The following is an 18,575-nucleotide window of genomic DNA, read 5'->3' as shown; positions in this document are numbered from 1 at the left end:
ATGGCAGTCAATTCGGGCGATAACAACTGGCGCGAGAAGTACCTTAACGCGCTGGATGACCATGATCAGTTAGAGAAATCCTATACCCAGCAACAGGAATTGTTGCGCAGTGCCTTGGTGCGGGTAAGCATTGCGGCTGATGGTCAGGATGAAACCCTCGACCGGATTATGAATAAACTGCGCGAGCAGTTGCGCGGAAATTTGAGTGCAGCGGATTTCAATAGCTTGCTGGCGCAACTGGAAACTGCAGTTTTAACCTTTGAGCAGCAGCGCGAGCAGAGCACGCAGGATATCCGCCAAGCCTTGATGGAAACGGTAAAGCCACTGCAGGGCTTCAAGTTATCGCGCGGGGTCAAAAAAGACCTGAGTGAGTACCTTGCGCAGTTGCCGCAGCGCAGCAAAAAAATCCGTCTCTATCCTGCGCTTTTACAGCAGTTGGCAAATATCCAACAGCAGGCGCTCGCTGAAATCGAACAGCCCAAGCAGGGATTGTTCGATAAATTCCTCGGTGCTAAAACATCCCATAAAATTGACGAATCTGTCGCTAGTGATACTGCTATTGCGAATTCTGTTGTTGATGAGATGGCGGTGGAACCTTTATCGGAAAGCTCGCTAGAGCTTGCGTCACCGGAAACGCCTAAAAATTATTTGGATGCTGAATACTCCGCGCAAATTATTCGCGTGCTCAACCAATTTTTTACCAGTCTTGAAAGCGAACCAGCAATTCAGACAAAAGTAGAACAGATGCGCCACAAGTTGGAGCAGGGTGTTAATGCGGATTCATTGATTCCTTCGCTGGATGCGGTGCGCGATCTGGTGATGGAAGCCTATCTCGCCGCTAATCAGGCATTTGCCACTTATCTGAAGAACGTCAATCAGGAATTGGCGGAAATTTATTCGCTGCTTGGTGGCGCGGTAAAAAATACACGCGATGAACGCGAAGCTTCGCGCAAATTACAAGCCGATGTTATGCGTGAAATGAGCGACTTGGAAAACACGGCGGCGAGTGCGACGGATATTAACCATCTTAAAAATACCGTGAAGTCGCAGCTGGGAAATATTCGTCAAGCGATAGACAGCTATCAGCAGACTGATCAGGCGCAGCAATATCTGGCAGAGCAATTACAGGCATTGGGTGCAAAAATAAAATCCATGGAAGCCGAAGCAGAAAGCAATCGCACTACATTAGAAAAACATCGCCAAAAAGCCTTGCAGGATACGCTCACCGAGTTGCCCAATCGCGAAGCTTACAAAGAGCGTGCAATTGCAGAAGTACAGCGCTGGCAACGCTATGGGCGCCCGCTAACAATTGCGATTTTTGATATTGATTACTTCAAAAAAATTAACGACACCTACGGCCATCAGGCGGGTGACAGGGTGATTAAAGTAATTGGCCGTTCGATTGCAAAGCGTCTGCGCGAGGTAGATTTTTTCTGCCGCTACGGAGGTGAGGAATTTGTGGCTTTGATGCCCGAAACTGATAGTTCAACCGCCTTGGGTGTATTGGAAAAAATCCGCGAAGCCATTGCCAAAGCATCGTTCAATTACAAAGAGCAACCTATGTCGATAACCCTGTCTATTGGGTTAACAGAATTTAAATCTAACGATAATTTGGCTTCGGCGTTTGAGCGTGCCGACCAGGCGCTCTATAGCGCTAAAGCGGCGGGCAGAAATTGCTGCCAGTTAACATGAAGGTATAGACAAATGGTGGGTATCCGCTGTGTGTTGTATTTAGCGTTATTGACTTCACTGCCGGTGTTCTCGGCGCAATTAAACATGACGGTAAATGATGCTGAAGGCAAAAGCATTAAAGATGCCGTTGTTGCGCTAATCCCCATTCAAGCTGTCGACTTTCAAAAAGTGCCTACCGCCATTATGGATCAGCGTGAAAAAATGTTTGTGCCCAAAGTTTTGGCGATTCGCGTCAATACACTAGTGAGCTTCCCCAATAGCGATGATATTCGCCACCATGTGTATTCATTTTCCCCGGCTAAAAAATTTGAACTGCGACTTTATCATGGGTTAACGGCGGAGCCGGTATTGTTCGATAAGCCGGGCACAGTGGTGCTGGGCTGCAATATCCACGACTCTATGGTGGCCTATATCTACGTAGTAGAAACCGATTTTTTTGCTGTGAGCGATGCTCAGGGTAAATTAGAAATAAATGCCCCTGCGGGCAAATACCGCTTGCAGATTTATCATCCGCAATTAAGTGAGGATTATTCCGAGTCCAGTATTACTCTGACTGAGCCGCAGCTAGAGCACAACATAATGCTCGGTAAGTTAAACATGCCCGCACCGTCGAAACCAGCCGACGAATTTTCCAACTTGTTCTAGGCGGATTTGATTCATGCCCAGATTTAGTTACCTGCTCAAACTGCTCACTTTTCTGATTAGTTTGGTTCTGGCGCTGGAGGCTATTTCGTATTTAGCCACGCGCTTGGTGATCAACAAAGCGGTTACCCAAAATGCACGTACTGAATTGCTCTCAGGTGGCGAATTATTTACCCGCATTATGCAAAAAAATGTCGAGCAACTTGCGCTCTCGGTGAAAGTATTAACAGAAGATTTTGGCTTTAAAGATGCAGTGGCAACTAATGATGAAAAAACGATTGTCTCTGCTTTGATCAACCACTCTGCGCGTGTTAAGGCTGACATAGGTGTGCTTATCAGCAGTGATGACAAACTCATTTTCAGCGATGAATTATTTGGCTTGCAAATTGTTGACGAATTCAAGCAGCTTAAAGAGCAAGCGCAAACACGCGGTCAGGCTTACGACATTATTATTATCGATGGTCGTGCCTACCAGTTTGTGATGTTTGCAGTAAAAGCCCCAGTCATTATTGGTCTTGCTGGGATGGGTTTTGAAATTAAGCAAGAATTCAGTGCAGAACTTCAACGTTTGACTGGACTGGAGGTTTCATTTGTTATTCACGACGGCAAACAATTTCATTACCTCAATGGTACCTACGACGATGGTGAGCGAGATAATTTGGTTCGCCAATTAAAGCGCGAACAAAAGCAAGGTGAAGTGTTTGTTTATGATGATTTAATGTCGTTGGCGGTACCAGCGGTGCGTCAAAATAATTCCTTGCTGGCGGTGCTGCAGGTACCGCTCAGTCAGGTGCTGGCGCCTTTCTCGCGTTTGAACGTCCAGTTATTTTTATTGGCATTGGTGTTTTCAGCATTGGCTGGAATTGCTGCGTTCGTACTTGCGCGCAGCGTGACTCGCCCTGTTAGTGTGCTGGCGGATATAGCGCGGAGAATTGCTGGTGGCTTTTATACTACGCCGATCACGATTGATGCCAAGGATGAGCTGGGTGATTTAGCGCGCGCTTTTATCAGTATGCAGCAGGCAATTGGCGAGCGTGAACAGCAAGTGATTTATCAATCTGAACATGATCCCCTTACTGGTTTGCCTAATCGATTGCGCATATTTCCAGAGCTGGATGATGCTATCTCGCGTGCGAAACTGGTAAAAGAGTCGGTTTTTTTGCTGGTTATTGATGTAAAAAATTTTACCCAAATAAATGACGAACTCGGTCAGGAAATTGGCGATCTGGTTCTGCGTGAAGTCGGGCAAAAAATTGCGCGTATTCTTACTCACGGTGAAGTGTTGCGATTGGGAAGCGATGAGTTTTTGGCGATTTTGATGGCTGCAGACGCAGAGACAATCGCCGAGCTTGCGGCATTGATTCATGCGGCATTTAAAACACCACTGTTGGTGAATGGTTTGCAAGTGAGTGTTGAGGTCAATATTGGTTTGGCAGCTTATCCGGGTGATGCCAAATCTTCTGAAGTGCTATTGCGTCGCGCTACGCTCGCTTTGAACGAAGGGCGCACGAGTGAACGCAGCACTTGTTGGTATCAACAGGGTTGGGATGAAAAACACCTGCGCCGCTTACATTTATTTCGCGAATTTGAAAGTTCACTTAGCAATGGTCATATCAGCTTGTATTACCAGCCAAAAATTAATCTGGAACAGCCTGATATCCTAGGGGCGGAAGCGCTAGTGCGCTGGCGTCATCCCGAATTAGGTTTTGTCAGCCCGGAGGAATTTATCGGGGTGATTGAAAGCTCGGGGCAGATTACGATTTTGACGCGCTGGGTATTAAAAACGGCTATTGCACAATTGCGCATGCTGCTCGATGAAAAAATCAAAATCACTTGTTCTGTGAATTTGTCTGCGCTGGATTTACTGGTTGAAGAATTGCCTGCTTATGTGGCGGAGCTTCTGCAGTCGCACAGAGTGCCGGCACAAAATCTATATTTGGAAATTACTGAAAGTGCAATTATGCGCGAGGCGGATAAATGTCTGCACAATTTGCGGCGCTTACGCGATCTGGGAGTAACCTTGTCGATCGATGATTTTGGCACGGGTTATTCATCGCTGTCGCAGTTGAAAAAATTGCCGGTGTCGGAATTAAAAATTGATAAGTCGTTTATCCTGAATTTGGATACGAGTGCTGATGATCAATTAATTGTGCGCTCTACTATCGATCTGGGGCACACGCTCGGGTTAAGCGTAACGGCGGAAGGCGTTGAATCAGAGGCGATTAAAGCGCTGTTAAACACCTATGGTTGCGATACCGCCCAGGGCTATCTGTACAGCAAACCACTGCCCGCTAATGATTTTATCAAGTGGGTGCACGATTACCTTGCTGAATTGTAGTGACCTTCTGCTTATTCCTTTAAGGAACAGAACAATGGCCTCTAAAAAAATTCTTATTATCCATATCCTTACACTGCTTATTTTTTTCCAAGCATTATTTGTATTCGCTGCTGATCAATCCAGTTCATCACTCATTAATCGCAGCCGTTTATTGGCAACAGGGGGTGCCAGTACCATTGAAGGTACTGCTGGTGGCGGCATAGTGCCAATGGCAGTTATTGCTGGCTATGGCGCACAAGAAGAGCAAGGTGGAGTTGTCTTTGGCAGTTATGTGGACACCAGTGATTACCAATTGGAAGTAATTGGCGGTAGCTGGGCATGGCGCAATCGACTGGAGCTTTCTATTGCACAACAAAAACTCACGCACGATTCATTGACCGCGGCTTTGAGTTTACCTACAGACTCAATTAGTCAGCGCATTTTCTCGGCAAAAGTAAGAGTAACGGGTGATTTGATTTATACCGCAATGCCGCAAATCAGCTTGGGTGTGCAATATAAAGAGAATCTGGATTTTTTAGTGCCCCGTGCTGTTGGCGCAAAAGATGATTCAGGTACAGATGTAAATTTGACGGCTACCAAATTAATTCTGGGTGGGGCTTTTGGCCGTAATCTTTTACTCAATACCAACCTGCGCTACACCAATGCCAATCAAACTGGTCTGGTTGGTTTTGGTGGCGATAAAAATGACGATAAAGAATTGCTGTCGGAAGTATCTGCCGGCGTGTTATTAAATCGTTTCTGGCTGGTGGGAGCAGAATATCGCCAAAAACCCGATAACTTATCGTTCGTTAAAGAAGATGACTGGCAAACCGCGTTCGTAGGTTGGTTTCCAAATAAATCCATCGCATTGGTTGCCGCCTATGTTGATTTGGGAGAAGTGGCGACCTTTAAAAATCAAACAGGTTGGTATCTCTCATTGCAAGGGAGTTTTTAATGATGTTGGGGCGAAAATTAAAAATGACTATTGCATTGGGATTCATGCTGTTCTGCGTCGCTTGTGCGAACACACCCAAACAAACTCTGTACGATGAACTGGGCCAGTACGAAGGGATCGATAATATAGTGCGCGAGCTGATTTTTATTATCGCTCAGGATGAACGGGTAAAGCCGCGTTATAAGGGCGTAAATTTACAGCACTTTAAAAAAGGGTTGAGCGATTATATTTGTCAGTTGGCCGACGGCCCTTGCCAATACGAAAATGAAAATATGAAACAGGTTCATGCAGGGCATAATTACACCAACACCGAATTTAATGCGATTGTCGATAACCTGATTTTGGCAATGGAAAAGCGAGGCGTTCCGGTGGGAGTGCAAAATCGTCTGCTTGCCAAATTGGCACCCGATTACAAAAATGTGGTTTACCAATAATTAGGTTGTGCCTGCCAACGATTAACATTATTTAACCTATATCGACAAATTTATTGTCACTTCTTTTGTGTCACTGGCATATGCTTTGGTGTGATTTGACTATAAGTAATTTTCACTAACAGCTCATACCAATAACAACCGGGCACAGACTATGAAAAAAAATTCTTTTGCAGTGAGCATGCTGGCTGCTGCTATTGCGCTTTCATCTTTCAGTTTTGCTGACGAACTGGCAATCAACGATAAAGACTATTTTGAAATGCAGGGGCTTAACGTCACTGTGTTTAGCGATATCTATCCCGATGGGCACCAGACGGGTGTAACGGTTATCCAACATGGTAGCCGTGTTGCCGCCAATGGCGATTTGCGCTTGGAAATTTCTCCGGGGCAATGGTCGCCTGTGCCGGTTGGAGGAAAACAAACTGTTGATAAAAAAGCACAGACGATTACCCAATCCCTCTCCTACCCAGACCCGAGTAAAGACCGCAAAGGTTTTAACCCGATAATTTATCCCGATTTGAAATTTACTTATCAGGTCAGCGTAACGGCGCTGGATGAAAATCAATTCAAAATTACTGTGGATTTGGAAAAGCCACTGCCGCAAGAGTGGGTGGGGAAAATTGGTTTTAATTTTGAAATTTTTCCTGGAGAGTTTTTTGGGAAGTCATGGCTGATGGATGCGCAAGCGGGGATTTTTCCGCAGCAACCTAATGGCCCTTTGGTGAACCCGCATGGTGAGTATTTAACAGCGCCACTTGCAACAGGTAAAAAATTGGTGGTTGCGCCTGATTCTGATAAACAACGAATGTTGATTGAAAGTAAAACCGGTACATTGGAGTTGTGGGATGGCCGTGCCAATCACAATAACGGTTGGTACATAGTGCGTGGTGTCATTCCTGCAGAAAAAACCACAGCAGCTCTGGAATGGATTGTTACTCCGCATGTAATTAAAAATTGGATGTACGAACCGGTTATTCAGGTATCACAAGTTGGTTATGGTACGGAGCAACCCAAGCAGGTTGTGATCGAACAGGATAAACGTGATACCAAAGCATCAAAACTCGAAATATATAAATTATCCGAAAGCGGAAAAACGCTGGTGCAAAAATCCAAGGTAAAACCTTGGGGGAATTTCCTGCGCTACCAATACATGACATACGATTTCTCGGATATTAAAGAACCGGGCATGTATCAAATCAGTTATCGCGATAAAAGCTCGCACGCATTTAAAATTGGCGACGATGTTCTCTCTCGTCATGCATGGCAACCCACGCTCGAATATTTTTTACCAGTGCAGATGTGCCATATGCGTGTGAATGAAAAATATCGTGTCTGGCATGGATTGGATCATCAAGACGATGCCATCATGATGCCGCTCAATTTTAATCATATCGATGGTTATATTTCCGACGGCAGTACGCGCACAAAATATAAGCCGGGGGAGCGAGTGCCGGGTTTAAATGTCGGCGGTTGGCACGATGCGGGCGATTACGATTTGCGTGTTGAATCCCAAGCGGGAACTATCTGGTTGCTCGCTGCTATGGTGGAAGAGTTTGGTTTAAATCACGACTCGACCTTAATTGACCAAGAGAAAAAATTGGTAGAAATTCATGTTGCCGATGGCAAAAATGATGCGCTGCAACAAATCGAACATGGTTTGCTAAGTGTGCTCGGCGGCTACAAAAGTATGGGGCGTTTGTATCGCGGCATTATTGAACCGACCATTCGTCAATATGTGTTACTTGGCGATGCTATGGTGCAAACCGATAATCTGCCTTATGACTCGTCGCTCAGTGACGGCGAAGTAAAAAATGGCAAATCCGGCACGCCGGATGACCGTTGGGTATTTACTGAAGATAATCCCGAGCGTGAGCTGGATGTCGAGGCTAGTTTGGCTGCTGCTGCGCGGGTATTAAAAACCTACAATCCGCAAATGGCGAAAGATGCGCTGGATGCTGCGCAAAATCTTTATCGTATTGCTGCACCAAAAACCCAAAAGCAAGATGTGCGAGTTTTTGCATTGGCGGAATTAATTCTGGCCACAAATAGCGATGCCTATCGTAAAGAGTTGGTTAGCTTGCAGAAGGAGATTGTCAGCGATATTGAAAAAACTGGCTGGGCAATAGGCCGGGTGATGCCATCGATAAACGATGAAAAATTTGTCGCTGTGGTTAATAGCGCAGTAGATACTTATCAACAAAAAGTACGCGAGCGCGCCAAAACTGAATCGCCCTATGGTGTACCCTACAAGCCCAATATTTGGGGTGCGGGCTGGAGTATTCAGGATTTTGGCGTTAAACAATATTTCTTTAATAAATCCTGGCCGGAATTAACGGGTACAGATTCCTACGTCAATGCGCTCAATTTTATTCTGGGTGTTCACCCCGGTGATAACACACAAAGTTTTGCCTCTGGTGTTGGTGCTAACTCCGCAACTGTTGCCTATGGTGTGAATCGCGCGGATTGGTCCTATATTCCCGGCGGTGTCATTTCCGGTACGGCGTTAATTCGCCCGGATTTACCCGAATTAAAAATCTGGCCATTCTTCTGGCAACAAACGGAATATGTGATGGGCGGTGGCGAGGCTAATTACATGTTTTTAGCATTGGCGGTCGATCAGTTAAATAGCCAAAAATAAAAACTAATGTAGAAAAACTTTATTCGGCGCCAACAATAATAAAAAAGTGCGTTTTTGGCGCCGAACTGTCTGCTTCTTAGTTGCGATTATTATTTCATCAGCCATAGTTATCCTCGTGCCTTTTTTGGGCAAATGTTTAGATTTGTAAAATCTTCATCTCTTGTTTTTAAATCGCTCTTTATCTCATTGAAATGCAAGGACTTTTAACTTTGTTTCGAATCTACCCATCGTTGACAACGTTGTCGATTGGGAGCTATTTTGCAGGCGACAACAACTTATGTTGTTAGTTTCATTCTGTTGTTGGGAAGCTTCGAACATTAAAAATAGCTAGAGGGGAAAACCATGACGAATACACTAAGAGAAGCAATCCGCCAGGTAAATCGCACAGTCGTTCTTTGCGGTTCCGCGGCAACTTTGGCCATGCTTGCGTCCGGCGTGCAAGCGCAAAGTGATGTAGAAGAAGTTATTGTACAAGGCGTGCGCGCAGCGCAAGAGAGCGCCATTAATACCAAGCGCAATGCAGCGTCTATTGTTGACGGTATTGCGGCAGAAGATATTGGCAAGCTGCCAGACGTTACCGTGTCTGACTCCTTGCAGCGTATTCCCGGTGTTCAGGTTGAACGTACTGCGGGCGAGGGAGGCCCGGTACAAATTCGCGGCCTGAGCAACGTGGCTACCACCATGAATGGTGAAACCTTCCTGAGTGCGACCACCATTGACAGCGCAGGCGCTGACTTTGGTGATTTGCCATCCCAATTGATCTCCGGGGCTGATGTATACAAATCAGCGCGTGCAGATCTAACCGGTTTGGGCATCTCCGGTACTATCGATCTGAAAACCCGTCGTCCGCTGGATATGGATGAGGGTTGGACTTTTGCTGGTGGTGCGGAAATTGACCAAGGTTCAATCAGCGATGAAGCTGACCCAACCATCAACGGTTTGGTGGCTTGGAATAACGATACCTTCGGCTTTTTGCTGAGTGCGGTTACCACCGAGAAAAATCTGGCAACCGACTATAACGGTTATTTCGATACTTCTGAAAACGGCGGTATCGGTGCAACTAACAGCAACCATTCATGGAGCACGCCAAAACAGGACGCGGATGTGTATCACGTCATGCCCCAAGGTTTTGCTGCCTTCCATAAAGAAGAAGAGCGTCAGCGCGATGGTATCAATGCATCTTTCCAAGCGCAGTTGACCGACGGTGTTGAATTGGTTGCAGATTATTTTTATAGCAAACAAGACCGCTTCAATCGCCGTATGGGCTTCTCGCACAACAACCGCTGGCAAACTTTTACTGATTACGCCTATGCAAATGATTTCGGCTCTAACAGTTTTGTTGATGACAATTCTGTTGATGATGATGGCAACGTTATTTTGCAGGACTGGAGAACTGTTAATAGCTTTAGTGCAAACCCCTATCGCGTACAGTCTTTCACTCAGGTAAACCGCAACACCGAAGAGTCGGAAAACGCGAGTGTCGAGCTTAACTTTGATAACGGCGGCCCCTTGACTGGTCAGGTGCGCGTCACTCGTGCCACTGCAACTGCCAGCATGCGCCACGGTTATATCGAGGGCGACATGATGAGTATCGATAGCGGCACCTTGGTCACTGGCCCAGGTGGTATGTTGCCAGCAGCTGATTGTGCTGAGTACGGTGTCATTCCTGGCTCTTTAAGTGGTGAGGATGGCGGATGCTATGTTCAATATTCGCCCGGCGGTATGACCGGTACCGATTGGAAAATCGATTACGACGCTTCTGGCGAGCACCCAGTGTTCAGCGGTTTTGACCAAATGGTAAATGGCGGTCAAGGCATGATGAGTGTCGCTGATTATATGGCGAGCATTGATTCCTATCATGTAGGTGCAATTTCTTCAGAAAACAATACTGACGACGATGGTGAAATGAATACCTTCAGCACGCGTTGGAAATATGAATTTGAAGACGCGGGCTTCGTGAAAAACGTAAATTTCGGCTTGCGTCAAAGCGAGCGTGAAGTTGACCACAATGCATTTTCTTACTTCGCCACTTTCCCTGAGACCGGCTGTTCAGCTCAGTGGAAGGCGGTTGACCAATTCGCCAATACTGCTGAATGTAATATGGACTTGCCGCAAGGCGAGTACGTTGTAGACGCAAATGGTGACCGCGTATTAGATGAAATTATGGAAGACGGTGTGGGCACCGGCGAGTTTGTAGAGCGTTTTGCGCCTTACACGCTGCTAAAGCCTACTCGTTTGGATCAGTACGCAAGAGTTAATTTCATGACTGATTTTGGTCCGGTAAAAGGTATTCCAGGTGTGTGGGTGGTTGATCCACACGAGCTGGATAACACCTTGGCCTTCCAGGAAAAAGTCTTTGGTGCGCAAACCAAATTTAACCAGCCCGGCCAAAGCTATGGTGTAGGTCTGGATGAATTCAGTTACTTCCTGCAAGGCGATTTTGAAGTAGGTGCTTTCCAAGGTACCTTGGGTGTCAAAGTGGTTGAAACTGATTTAACCATCTTGCAAAACGTTACTGGTGATTCGGTGCCTCACTCGGGTGTGAACTACGATGCGGGTGACACCGTAACCAAGCGCAGTTATACCGATGTGTTGCCAGCGTTGAACATTTCCTATGACTTCACTGATGAACTGAAACTACGTGCGGCCTATGGTGAAACCATGCAGCCGTTGGATTTGTTGCAATGGGGTGGCGCCAAGTCGGTCGCGCGCGTATTCAACGAAGACTGTAACTGTATGCGTGTAACTGATGGTGGCGCGCTTAACGGTAACCCCGATCTGGATCCAACTCGCGCTAAAAATATGGATCTGGCTTTGGAGTGGTACTTTGGTAATGCTTCTGCCGTAACCGCAACTATTTTTAATATTGAAATTGACAGCTTTATCACCACCGGCAGTGTGATGATTGATGAACCGGATGCTGATGGTATCTACCGTGGCCCATGGCGTTTCAACTCTCCCATTCAGGGTACCGGTGGTGAAGTTCAGGGTGTGGAATTGGCAAGCCGTGTAGCGTTTGCTGACTTTGCCGATGGTTTCCTGTCTAATTTCGGTTTTGATGTGAACTACACCAAGTCAGACAGTTCGCAAGACGCTAAAGGTGTAAACGATAAAGAGTTGCCGTTTGTTAACAACTCGGAAGATACCTATAACCTGATTGGCTGGTTTGAAAATGAAAACTGGTCGGCACGTTTAGCGTATAACTTCCGCTCCGAGCGTTTGGTTGCACAAGGCAACTCAGCAATCGGCCAACAAGCTTTGTATCAAGATGATTACGGTCAGCTTGATATGAACGTGACTTGGGATGTTACCGACAATGTTGCGTTGTATGTAAATGGCTCGAATATTCTGGAAGAGTACCAACAGACTTATCTTGAATACAAAGAGCAAAAAGCTTTCCAAAACATTTACGAAGCACGTTGGGCGTTGGGTGCCCGTGTAAACTTCTAATCACGTAAATTTGCGATTAGATGAGAGAGAAGAAAGCCACGGTAAGCAATTACCGTGGCTTTCTTGTTTTTAATGAATTAAGTTAATAGTAGTGGTGATAATAAATTTTGAAAAATCGCGGAGTAGCTGTGAGCGAATACCATTCCGTTAAATCAATTGTTATTGCTGGTGGTGGCACTGCCGGTTGGATGGCGGCTGCGAAACTCAGCAAACACTTTGCTAAAACCAAGATCAAAATTACTTTAATCGAATCCAGCGTTATTGGCACAGTGGGTGTAGGAGAGGCAACCATTCCGACACTGCGCCGTTTTTATCAGTCGCTCGGTATGAGTGATATGGATGTCATGCGCAAAACCAGCGCAACCGTTAAACTCGGTATCGAATTTAAAGATTGGCATAAGCCGGGTACTTCATTTATTCATCCGTTTGGACTGTTTGGTCATCAGGCCAATGGTATTCGCTTTCATCACTATTGGATGAAGTTGAAATCCTTGGGCGATACCAGCAAGCTTGAAGAATATTCATTAGGTATTGCCTTGGCGCGTGCAAACCGATTCACCTTTCCTGCTGAAAATCCGAGTTCTGCATTATCTGTTTTTGATTGGGCATTGCATTTTGATGCAAGCAAGTTTGCAGTGCTAATGCGCGATTTCGCCATGGAAAATCGAGTTGAGCATATAGATGCAAAAATCGAATCTGTGCAACTCAATCCTGAGAATGGTTTTATTCAATCACTCAGACTGGATAATCAAATTGATCTTCATGGCGATTTGTTTATCGATTGCACTGGTTTTAATGGTTTATTAATTAAGGGTGCATTAAAAACAGATTATATAAACTGGAGCCAGTGGTTATTGTGCGACAGTGCGCTGGCAGTGCAATCGGAATTGGTGGGTGAGCCAGCCGCGCGAACGGTTTCAGTGGCGCATAAGGCTGGTTGGCAATGGAAAATTCCTTTACAACATCGGCAAGGTAATGGCCATGTATATTCAAGCCAGTTTATAGACGATGAAGAAGCTGAAACTATTTTGCTCGATAATATTGAGGGAAAAGTATTGCACAAGCCGCGTAAATTCAGCTTTACGGCTGGGCGTTGCGCGCAAGCCTGGAATAAAAATTGTATTGCACTCGGTTTGGCTTCCGGATTTTTAGAACCGCTGGAAAGTACCAGTATTGCATTGATCGAAACCGGTATTGAAAAAATTTGCGGATCCTTTCCTGGGCCGTTTTTCAATCAAAAAAATATCGATTACTTCAATCAAGTGACTGCAACCGAATGGGAGTGGATTCGCGATTTTATTATTCTGCATTACAAAGCTAATCAGCGCACCGACAGCGAGTTTTGGCAATATTGCCGGGCAATGAATATTCCTGACACCTTGAAGCAAAAAATAAATGCTTATCAAGAAAATGGAGAACTATTGCATTTTCCGTGGGAAATATTTCACCCGGACTCATGGTTGGCTATCTATAGCGGGTTCAATTTTTATCCTGAAACTTACGATAAAAATGTTGATCGTTTTAACCCTGAATCTTTGCAGCAGAGTTTGGCGGAAATGCGAAAGTCAATTGTCGATGCGGTATCCGGTGTGCCCATGCATCAGGATTTTATCAATGAGTTTTGTAAAACTGATACGATCTAGGTGAGATAAATAATGCAAGAAACACAAAATCCCATTCGTTCAATCTGCATTGTGGGTGGCGGTACAGCAGGCTGGATGGCAGCTGCACTTTTATCTAATATTCACAAGGGTACGGCGACAAAAATCACCTTAATCGAATCGCCGGATATAGCAACTATTGGCGTAGGTGAGGCAACGGTTCCTTCATTTATGGCGTTTCTTGTCAGTGCTAATATCAACCCAAAATCCTTTATTGAGGCTGCTGCGGGAACCTTTAAGTTGGGTATCCGTTTTGATGATTGGTATAAAAATGGGAATAGTTTTTTTCATCCTTTCGGAAAAATAGGTCGCCGTATTGATGGACATGATTTTTATCAGCTGTGGTTAAAAACCCTTACTCAGGGTGAGACAAGCCGGTTGATGGATCATGCTCCTTCAGCCGTTATGGCAGAACATCAGCGGTTTATGTTGGAAACACAATTACAAAATACGTCATTGCAACAATACAACTATGCTCTGCATTTCGATGCTGTATTAGCGGCGCGCTATCTACGCAGTGTTTCAATAGATAACGGAGTAGAGCGAATTGAAGCAACCGTGAAGTCGGTGCAGCTGAACGAAATCAATTTTATAGAATCAGTGCTGCTTTCTGATGGACAAAAAGTTAATGCAGATTTCTTTATCGATTGCACTGGGTTTAAAGGGTTGCTGATCGAAGAGACATTAAAGGTCGGTTATGAAAACTGGTCTAACTATTTGCCGTGCAATCGCGCAGTTGCCGTACAAACCGAAAATATTCATGAGCCTGCACCATTTACTATTGCGACCGCGCGCGCCGCGGGCTGGACATGGAAAATCCCATTGCAGCATCGCACAGGCAATGGTTACGTTTTTGCCAGTGACTACTGTTCCGATGATGAGGCGACGCAAACCTTATTGAATGCGGTTGAAGGAAAATTGGTTAATGAACCGCGCATTATTCCGTTTATTACCGGCAAGCGAAAAAAGATTTGGCATAACAACTGTTTGGCATTGGGTTTGGCGTCGGGATTTTTAGAGCCGCTCGAATCCACTGCGATACATTTAATTTATCGCACGCTGGTGCATTTTATTCGCAATTTTCCTGATGGTGATTTTTCTCCTGAGCTTGAGCAGGAGTGCAATGAACAAATTGATCAGGATTATCTGGAAGTGCGTGATTTTATTATTCTGCATTACTGCACCAGTCAGCGCGGCGACACAGATTTTTGGCGTTGGTGTCAATCTATGCCGGTTCCAGATTCCTTGCGGAAAAAACTTGATCGCTTTCGGCTGCGTGGGCACTTGGAGCGAAATTCTGAAAATTTATTTGCAGAGGATAGCTGGCTTTCTATTTTGGAGGGAATGCAGATTCGCCCACAAAAATACCATCCGCTAGTCGATGCCTTGGATGGGCAAAAACTTGCCCAGTCTCTTGGCCGGGGTAGGCAGGCTATTTATGAAACAGTAATGCGCCTGCCATCCCATGGTGATTTCATTAAAAATACTTGCCCCAGTAAATGTTAACTTTCAAAATCCGGCGCGGTGCAGTGTTTCCGAATAAATTCTGCATGTGAGACGGCATTTTTACCCGCTTGAGTAAGTGATTGTTTTATTTTCTCCAGCTGCATTTTTATATCGACGTCTTTTATATGGTCGATGCGATTATCAGTGCACTGGGGCGTTACCCCAAATCCGTGATAAATACTGAGCCAACTGGATTTTTCAAAGGCTTCTGGTTCGTGTTGCAAAATATGGCCGCAACTTTTAAATAGCTCGATTTTATGTTGCAGGCTATCGGGAACTTCCATCGCTTGGCAGTAGCGCCAAAATTCTGTGTCAGTCCGTTGCGTTAGTTTGTAATGCAAAATAATAAAATCGCGGATGCGTTCCATTTCGTGTTGATGGCGACGATTGACTTCGTTAATCATTACGGGATCAAACGACATATCGGGGAAGAATGTTAATAAGTGAGTGATGCCAGTTTGAATCAGGGAAATGCTGGTGCTTTCCAGCGGTTCCAAAAAACCTGAAGCCAACCCTAATGCGTAACAATTTTTATTCCAAATTTTTTTACGGCGACCGGCCTGAAATGAAAATGGTTTGGGTGTGGTAATCGGATCGCCACTGATTTTTTCTAGCAGTTTTTTAGTGGCTGTATCTTTATCTAAAAAGCGGCTGCTAAAAACATAGCCATTGCCCATGCGGTGTTGCAGTGGAATTTGCCACATCCAACCTGCATCTAATGCGCTCACGCGGGTATAGGGTGTTGGTTCGCTACTGTTTGCACATTGCACCGCAACGGCAGAATCGCACAGCAGCCAATCTTGCCAATCTTCGTAACCGGTTTTTAGTGTTTCTTCAATTAGTAAGCCTTTAAAGCCGGTACAATCGATAAATAAATCGCCCTCAACAATCTGGCCATTGGCGAGCAGCACCGAGGCGATAAAACCGTCGGTCTCGCACAAATTAACACGCTCTACTTTTTCATCGATATGCATTACGTCGCGAGAGATAGCAAGTTCGCGCAAGACTTTGGCATAGAGCGTTGCATCAAAATGATAGGCGTAAGAAAAATCGGCGAGCGGATTATTTGGGTTTTCAAGCGGCTGGGCAAAATGGTTGTGGGCTGCAAGTTGGCAGGCAATGGAATAATCACGCAGGTTTTCCGCCGGATTATTTTTTTGTAGGCGATAAAAATAATGCTGGAATTCAACGCCGTTAAAATTGATACCGTAATCCGCAAACGGGTGAAAAAACTGGTCTCCCTGTGCGCGCCAATCTTCAAATTGAATGCCGAGTTTAAAGCTCGCACGTGTTGCGCGAATAAACTCCAGCTCATCCAGTCCGATGCTGTGATTAAAGTTCACTATGCTGGGAATCGTCGCCTCGCCAACCCCAACAGTGCCAATAATGGTGGATTCAATCAGAGTGATGCTGAGTTCCCGCCCTTGTGCAAAACGCGAGAGGCTGGCCGCAGCCATCCAACCGGCGGTACCGCCGCCGACGATCACAATTTTTTTTATAAGTGGATGCGACATGATTTCACTCGCCTATTGTGTGTATGTGCCAAATATAGTCGGTTTTTATACGGGGTTCGCTGGGTCTGGTCAATCATGGAGTACGGGTTTGGAGTTTTATCGATTGTTGCTGCCAAGTCTTGTATGGGAAAATGTAAATATGACCTTTATTAAAAAGCAGAAAGAATTTTTTGCCAGTTTGGTTTTACTGATTGCACAAGTTGAAGAACACTTATGAAAAAAATTGTGATCGTCGGCGGCGGTACCGCCGGTTGGATGAGCGCGCTGATTATGGCGCGCGAGTGGATTAAAAAAGGCTTTGGTATCAGCCTGCTTGAGTCGCCTGACGTCGGCATTATCGGTGTGGGTGAAGGTTCAACACCGGCACTCAAAATGTTTTTTGATGCGCTGAATATTGCCGAGTCGGAATGGATGCCGGAATGCAATGCTACTTATAAGTGCGGCATTACCTTTGATAAGTGGTCAACCAAACCGGGATACGAAAGTTACTTTCATCCGTTTTCAGCAGCACTGGATCGCCAAACCTTGCCGATTTTTACGCACAATGTGCATGCGCGTTTGCGCGGCGCTGATGTATACACGCATCCAGATCGCTTTTTTATTTCGTCACGTATTGCTACTCAATGCCTTGCACCGACTGCACCAGAAAATTTTCCGTTTGATGTGCACTACGGTTATCACTTTGATGCCGTTTTGCTCGGCCGCTTTTTACGTAAAAAAGCCAATGAGCTGGGCGTGCAACATATCATCGGCCATGTGGTGGATGTGCAGCAGGAATCGGGCGATATAAGTGCATTGTTAATAGATAACAACGAGCGCATCGAAGCCGATTTTTTTGTCGATTGCACCGGCTTCTCAGCGCTGTTGTTGCAAAAAACACTCAAGGTTCCGTTTGTCAGTTACAGCAATAATTTGTTGAATGATGCTGCCGTTGCATTGCCGACGGAGATAGGCGAAAAAATTCCGTCGCAGACTTTATCGACGGCGATGAAATCTGGCTGGGCGTGGAAGATTCCCTTAACCAATCGCTACGGCAATGGCTATGTGTATAGCTCGGCTTTTTGTTCGGCAGATGAAGCCGAGCAAGAATTGCGCGAACATTTGGGTGTATTGGATGCTGATATTCCGGTGCGTCATTTAAAAATGAAAATTGGCAGAGTAGAACAGCATTGGGCAAACAATTGTTTGGCGGTGGGTTTATCGCAGGGCTTTATCGAACCACTGGAGGCGACGGCATTATTTTTGGTACAGCAAACCGCAGCGGTCTTTGCTGATTACTTTGCGCGCGGCGATTTTTCCAATCGCTATCAAGCGGAATTTAATCAACGGATTAACGGGCATTTTGATGGTGTGCGCGATTATATCGTCACTCACTATAAAACCAGTTCGCGCAGGGACACCGAATACTGGCGTGCGAACACGGCCGTTCAGCAGGATATTTCACCCGTCATGCGCGAGCTTTATAGCGCATGGTTTGCAGGCAAAGACATAGCGGCGGAAATCGCGCGTTTGAATATCGGATCTTATTATCCCGCGCCATCCTGGTACTGCATTTTAAGTGGGATGGGGATTTTGCCGGGTGAGCAACAAATGCGAAAACCTACAGCTGATGAGGCGCGTTTTGATTTAAATGCGCTCGATGAATTTTTGCGTCGCTGCACGCTGAATTTTTCTGACCATCGCACTGTGTTAAATAATTTAACGATTGCTAATCGCTAATTTCTTTTTAAAAAATATCAATAAAAACCAAGCCAATAAAAAACCCGCCG

General features: G+C 45.5%; 12 protein-coding genes. 11 read left to right on the top strand and 1 reads right to left on the bottom strand.

Translation table 11 applies throughout. The annotated features are described in order from the left end of the window. From SPL68_RS01735 to SPL68_RS01695, 9 genes are all read left to right on the top strand, one after another. Entirely contained in the window at nucleotides 1-1,692 is a 1,692-nt protein-coding gene (locus SPL68_RS01735) for a GGDEF domain-containing protein (RefSeq protein WP_323813339.1), read from the top strand. Nucleotides 1,693-1,704: 12 nt separating this feature from the next. Further along, nucleotides 1,705-2,337, top strand: a complete 633-nt coding sequence (locus SPL68_RS01730) for a methylamine utilization protein (RefSeq protein ID WP_323813338.1) — start codon at nucleotides 1,705-1,707, stop codon at nucleotides 2,335-2,337. A gap of 13 nt (nucleotides 2,338-2,350) precedes the next feature. Then, complete coding sequence (locus SPL68_RS01725) at nucleotides 2,351-4,672, top strand: putative bifunctional diguanylate cyclase/phosphodiesterase (protein ID WP_323813337.1); 2,322 nt, start codon at nucleotides 2,351-2,353, stop codon at nucleotides 4,670-4,672. Between the two features lie 34 nt (nucleotides 4,673-4,706). Further along, a complete protein-coding gene (locus tag SPL68_RS01720) occupies nucleotides 4,707-5,606 on the top strand; it encodes a DUF3034 family protein (protein WP_323813336.1) in 900 nt (299 codons plus the stop codon). Next, entirely contained in the window at nucleotides 5,606-6,040 is a 435-nt protein-coding gene (locus SPL68_RS01715; RefSeq protein WP_323813335.1) for a group I truncated hemoglobin, read from the top strand. The genes SPL68_RS01720 and SPL68_RS01715 overlap by 1 nt, the downstream gene beginning before the upstream one ends. Before the next feature lie 151 nt (nucleotides 6,041-6,191). Then, nucleotides 6,192-8,675 (top strand): glycoside hydrolase family 9 protein, encoded by a 2,484-nt coding sequence (locus tag SPL68_RS01710; protein ID WP_323813334.1) that lies wholly within the window; start codon nucleotides 6,192-6,194, stop codon nucleotides 8,673-8,675. Nucleotides 8,676-9,017: 342 nt separating this feature from the next. Further along, nucleotides 9,018-12,125 carry a TonB-dependent receptor gene (locus SPL68_RS01705; protein WP_323813333.1) on the top strand — a complete coding sequence of 1,036 codons (3,108 nt, stop codon included), beginning with the start codon at nucleotides 9,018-9,020 and terminating at the stop codon, nucleotides 12,123-12,125. A gap of 128 nt (nucleotides 12,126-12,253) precedes the next feature. Continuing rightward, complete coding sequence (locus SPL68_RS01700) at nucleotides 12,254-13,768, top strand: tryptophan halogenase family protein (RefSeq protein WP_323813332.1); 1,515 nt, start codon at nucleotides 12,254-12,256, stop codon at nucleotides 13,766-13,768. Nucleotides 13,769-13,780: 12 nt separating this feature from the next. After that, nucleotides 13,781-15,292, top strand: a complete 1,512-nt coding sequence (locus SPL68_RS01695; RefSeq protein WP_323813331.1) for a tryptophan halogenase family protein — start codon at nucleotides 13,781-13,783, stop codon at nucleotides 15,290-15,292. On the opposite strand, the gene SPL68_RS01690 is transcribed toward SPL68_RS01695, so the two are convergent. Continuing rightward, nucleotides 15,289-16,806 (bottom strand): tryptophan halogenase family protein, encoded by a 1,518-nt coding sequence (locus tag SPL68_RS01690; RefSeq protein ID WP_323813330.1) that lies wholly within the window; start codon nucleotides 16,804-16,806, stop codon nucleotides 15,289-15,291. The genes SPL68_RS01695 and SPL68_RS01690 overlap by 4 nt on opposite strands. Between SPL68_RS01690 and SPL68_RS01685 the strand changes: the two genes are divergently transcribed. Further along, on the top strand, nucleotides 16,805-17,023 hold the full coding sequence (locus SPL68_RS01685) for a hypothetical protein (RefSeq protein WP_323813329.1): 219 nt from the start codon (nucleotides 16,805-16,807) through the stop codon (nucleotides 17,021-17,023). The two genes, SPL68_RS01690 and SPL68_RS01685, sit on opposite strands and share 2 nt — an antisense overlap. Beyond that, nucleotides 17,020-18,525, top strand: coding sequence for a tryptophan halogenase family protein (locus tag SPL68_RS01680; RefSeq protein WP_323813328.1), 1,506 nt, complete (start codon nucleotides 17,020-17,022; stop codon nucleotides 18,523-18,525). The genes SPL68_RS01685 and SPL68_RS01680 overlap by 4 nt, the downstream gene beginning before the upstream one ends. Nucleotides 18,526-18,575: the final 50 nt, after the last annotated feature.

This window comes from Cellvibrio chitinivorans (assembly GCF_035117775.1).
Lineage (GTDB): Bacteria > Pseudomonadota > Gammaproteobacteria > Pseudomonadales > Cellvibrionaceae > Cellvibrio > Cellvibrio chitinivorans.
Note: the sequence above shows the minus strand (reverse complement) of the source record. Positions and strands in the feature narration are given on the sequence as shown.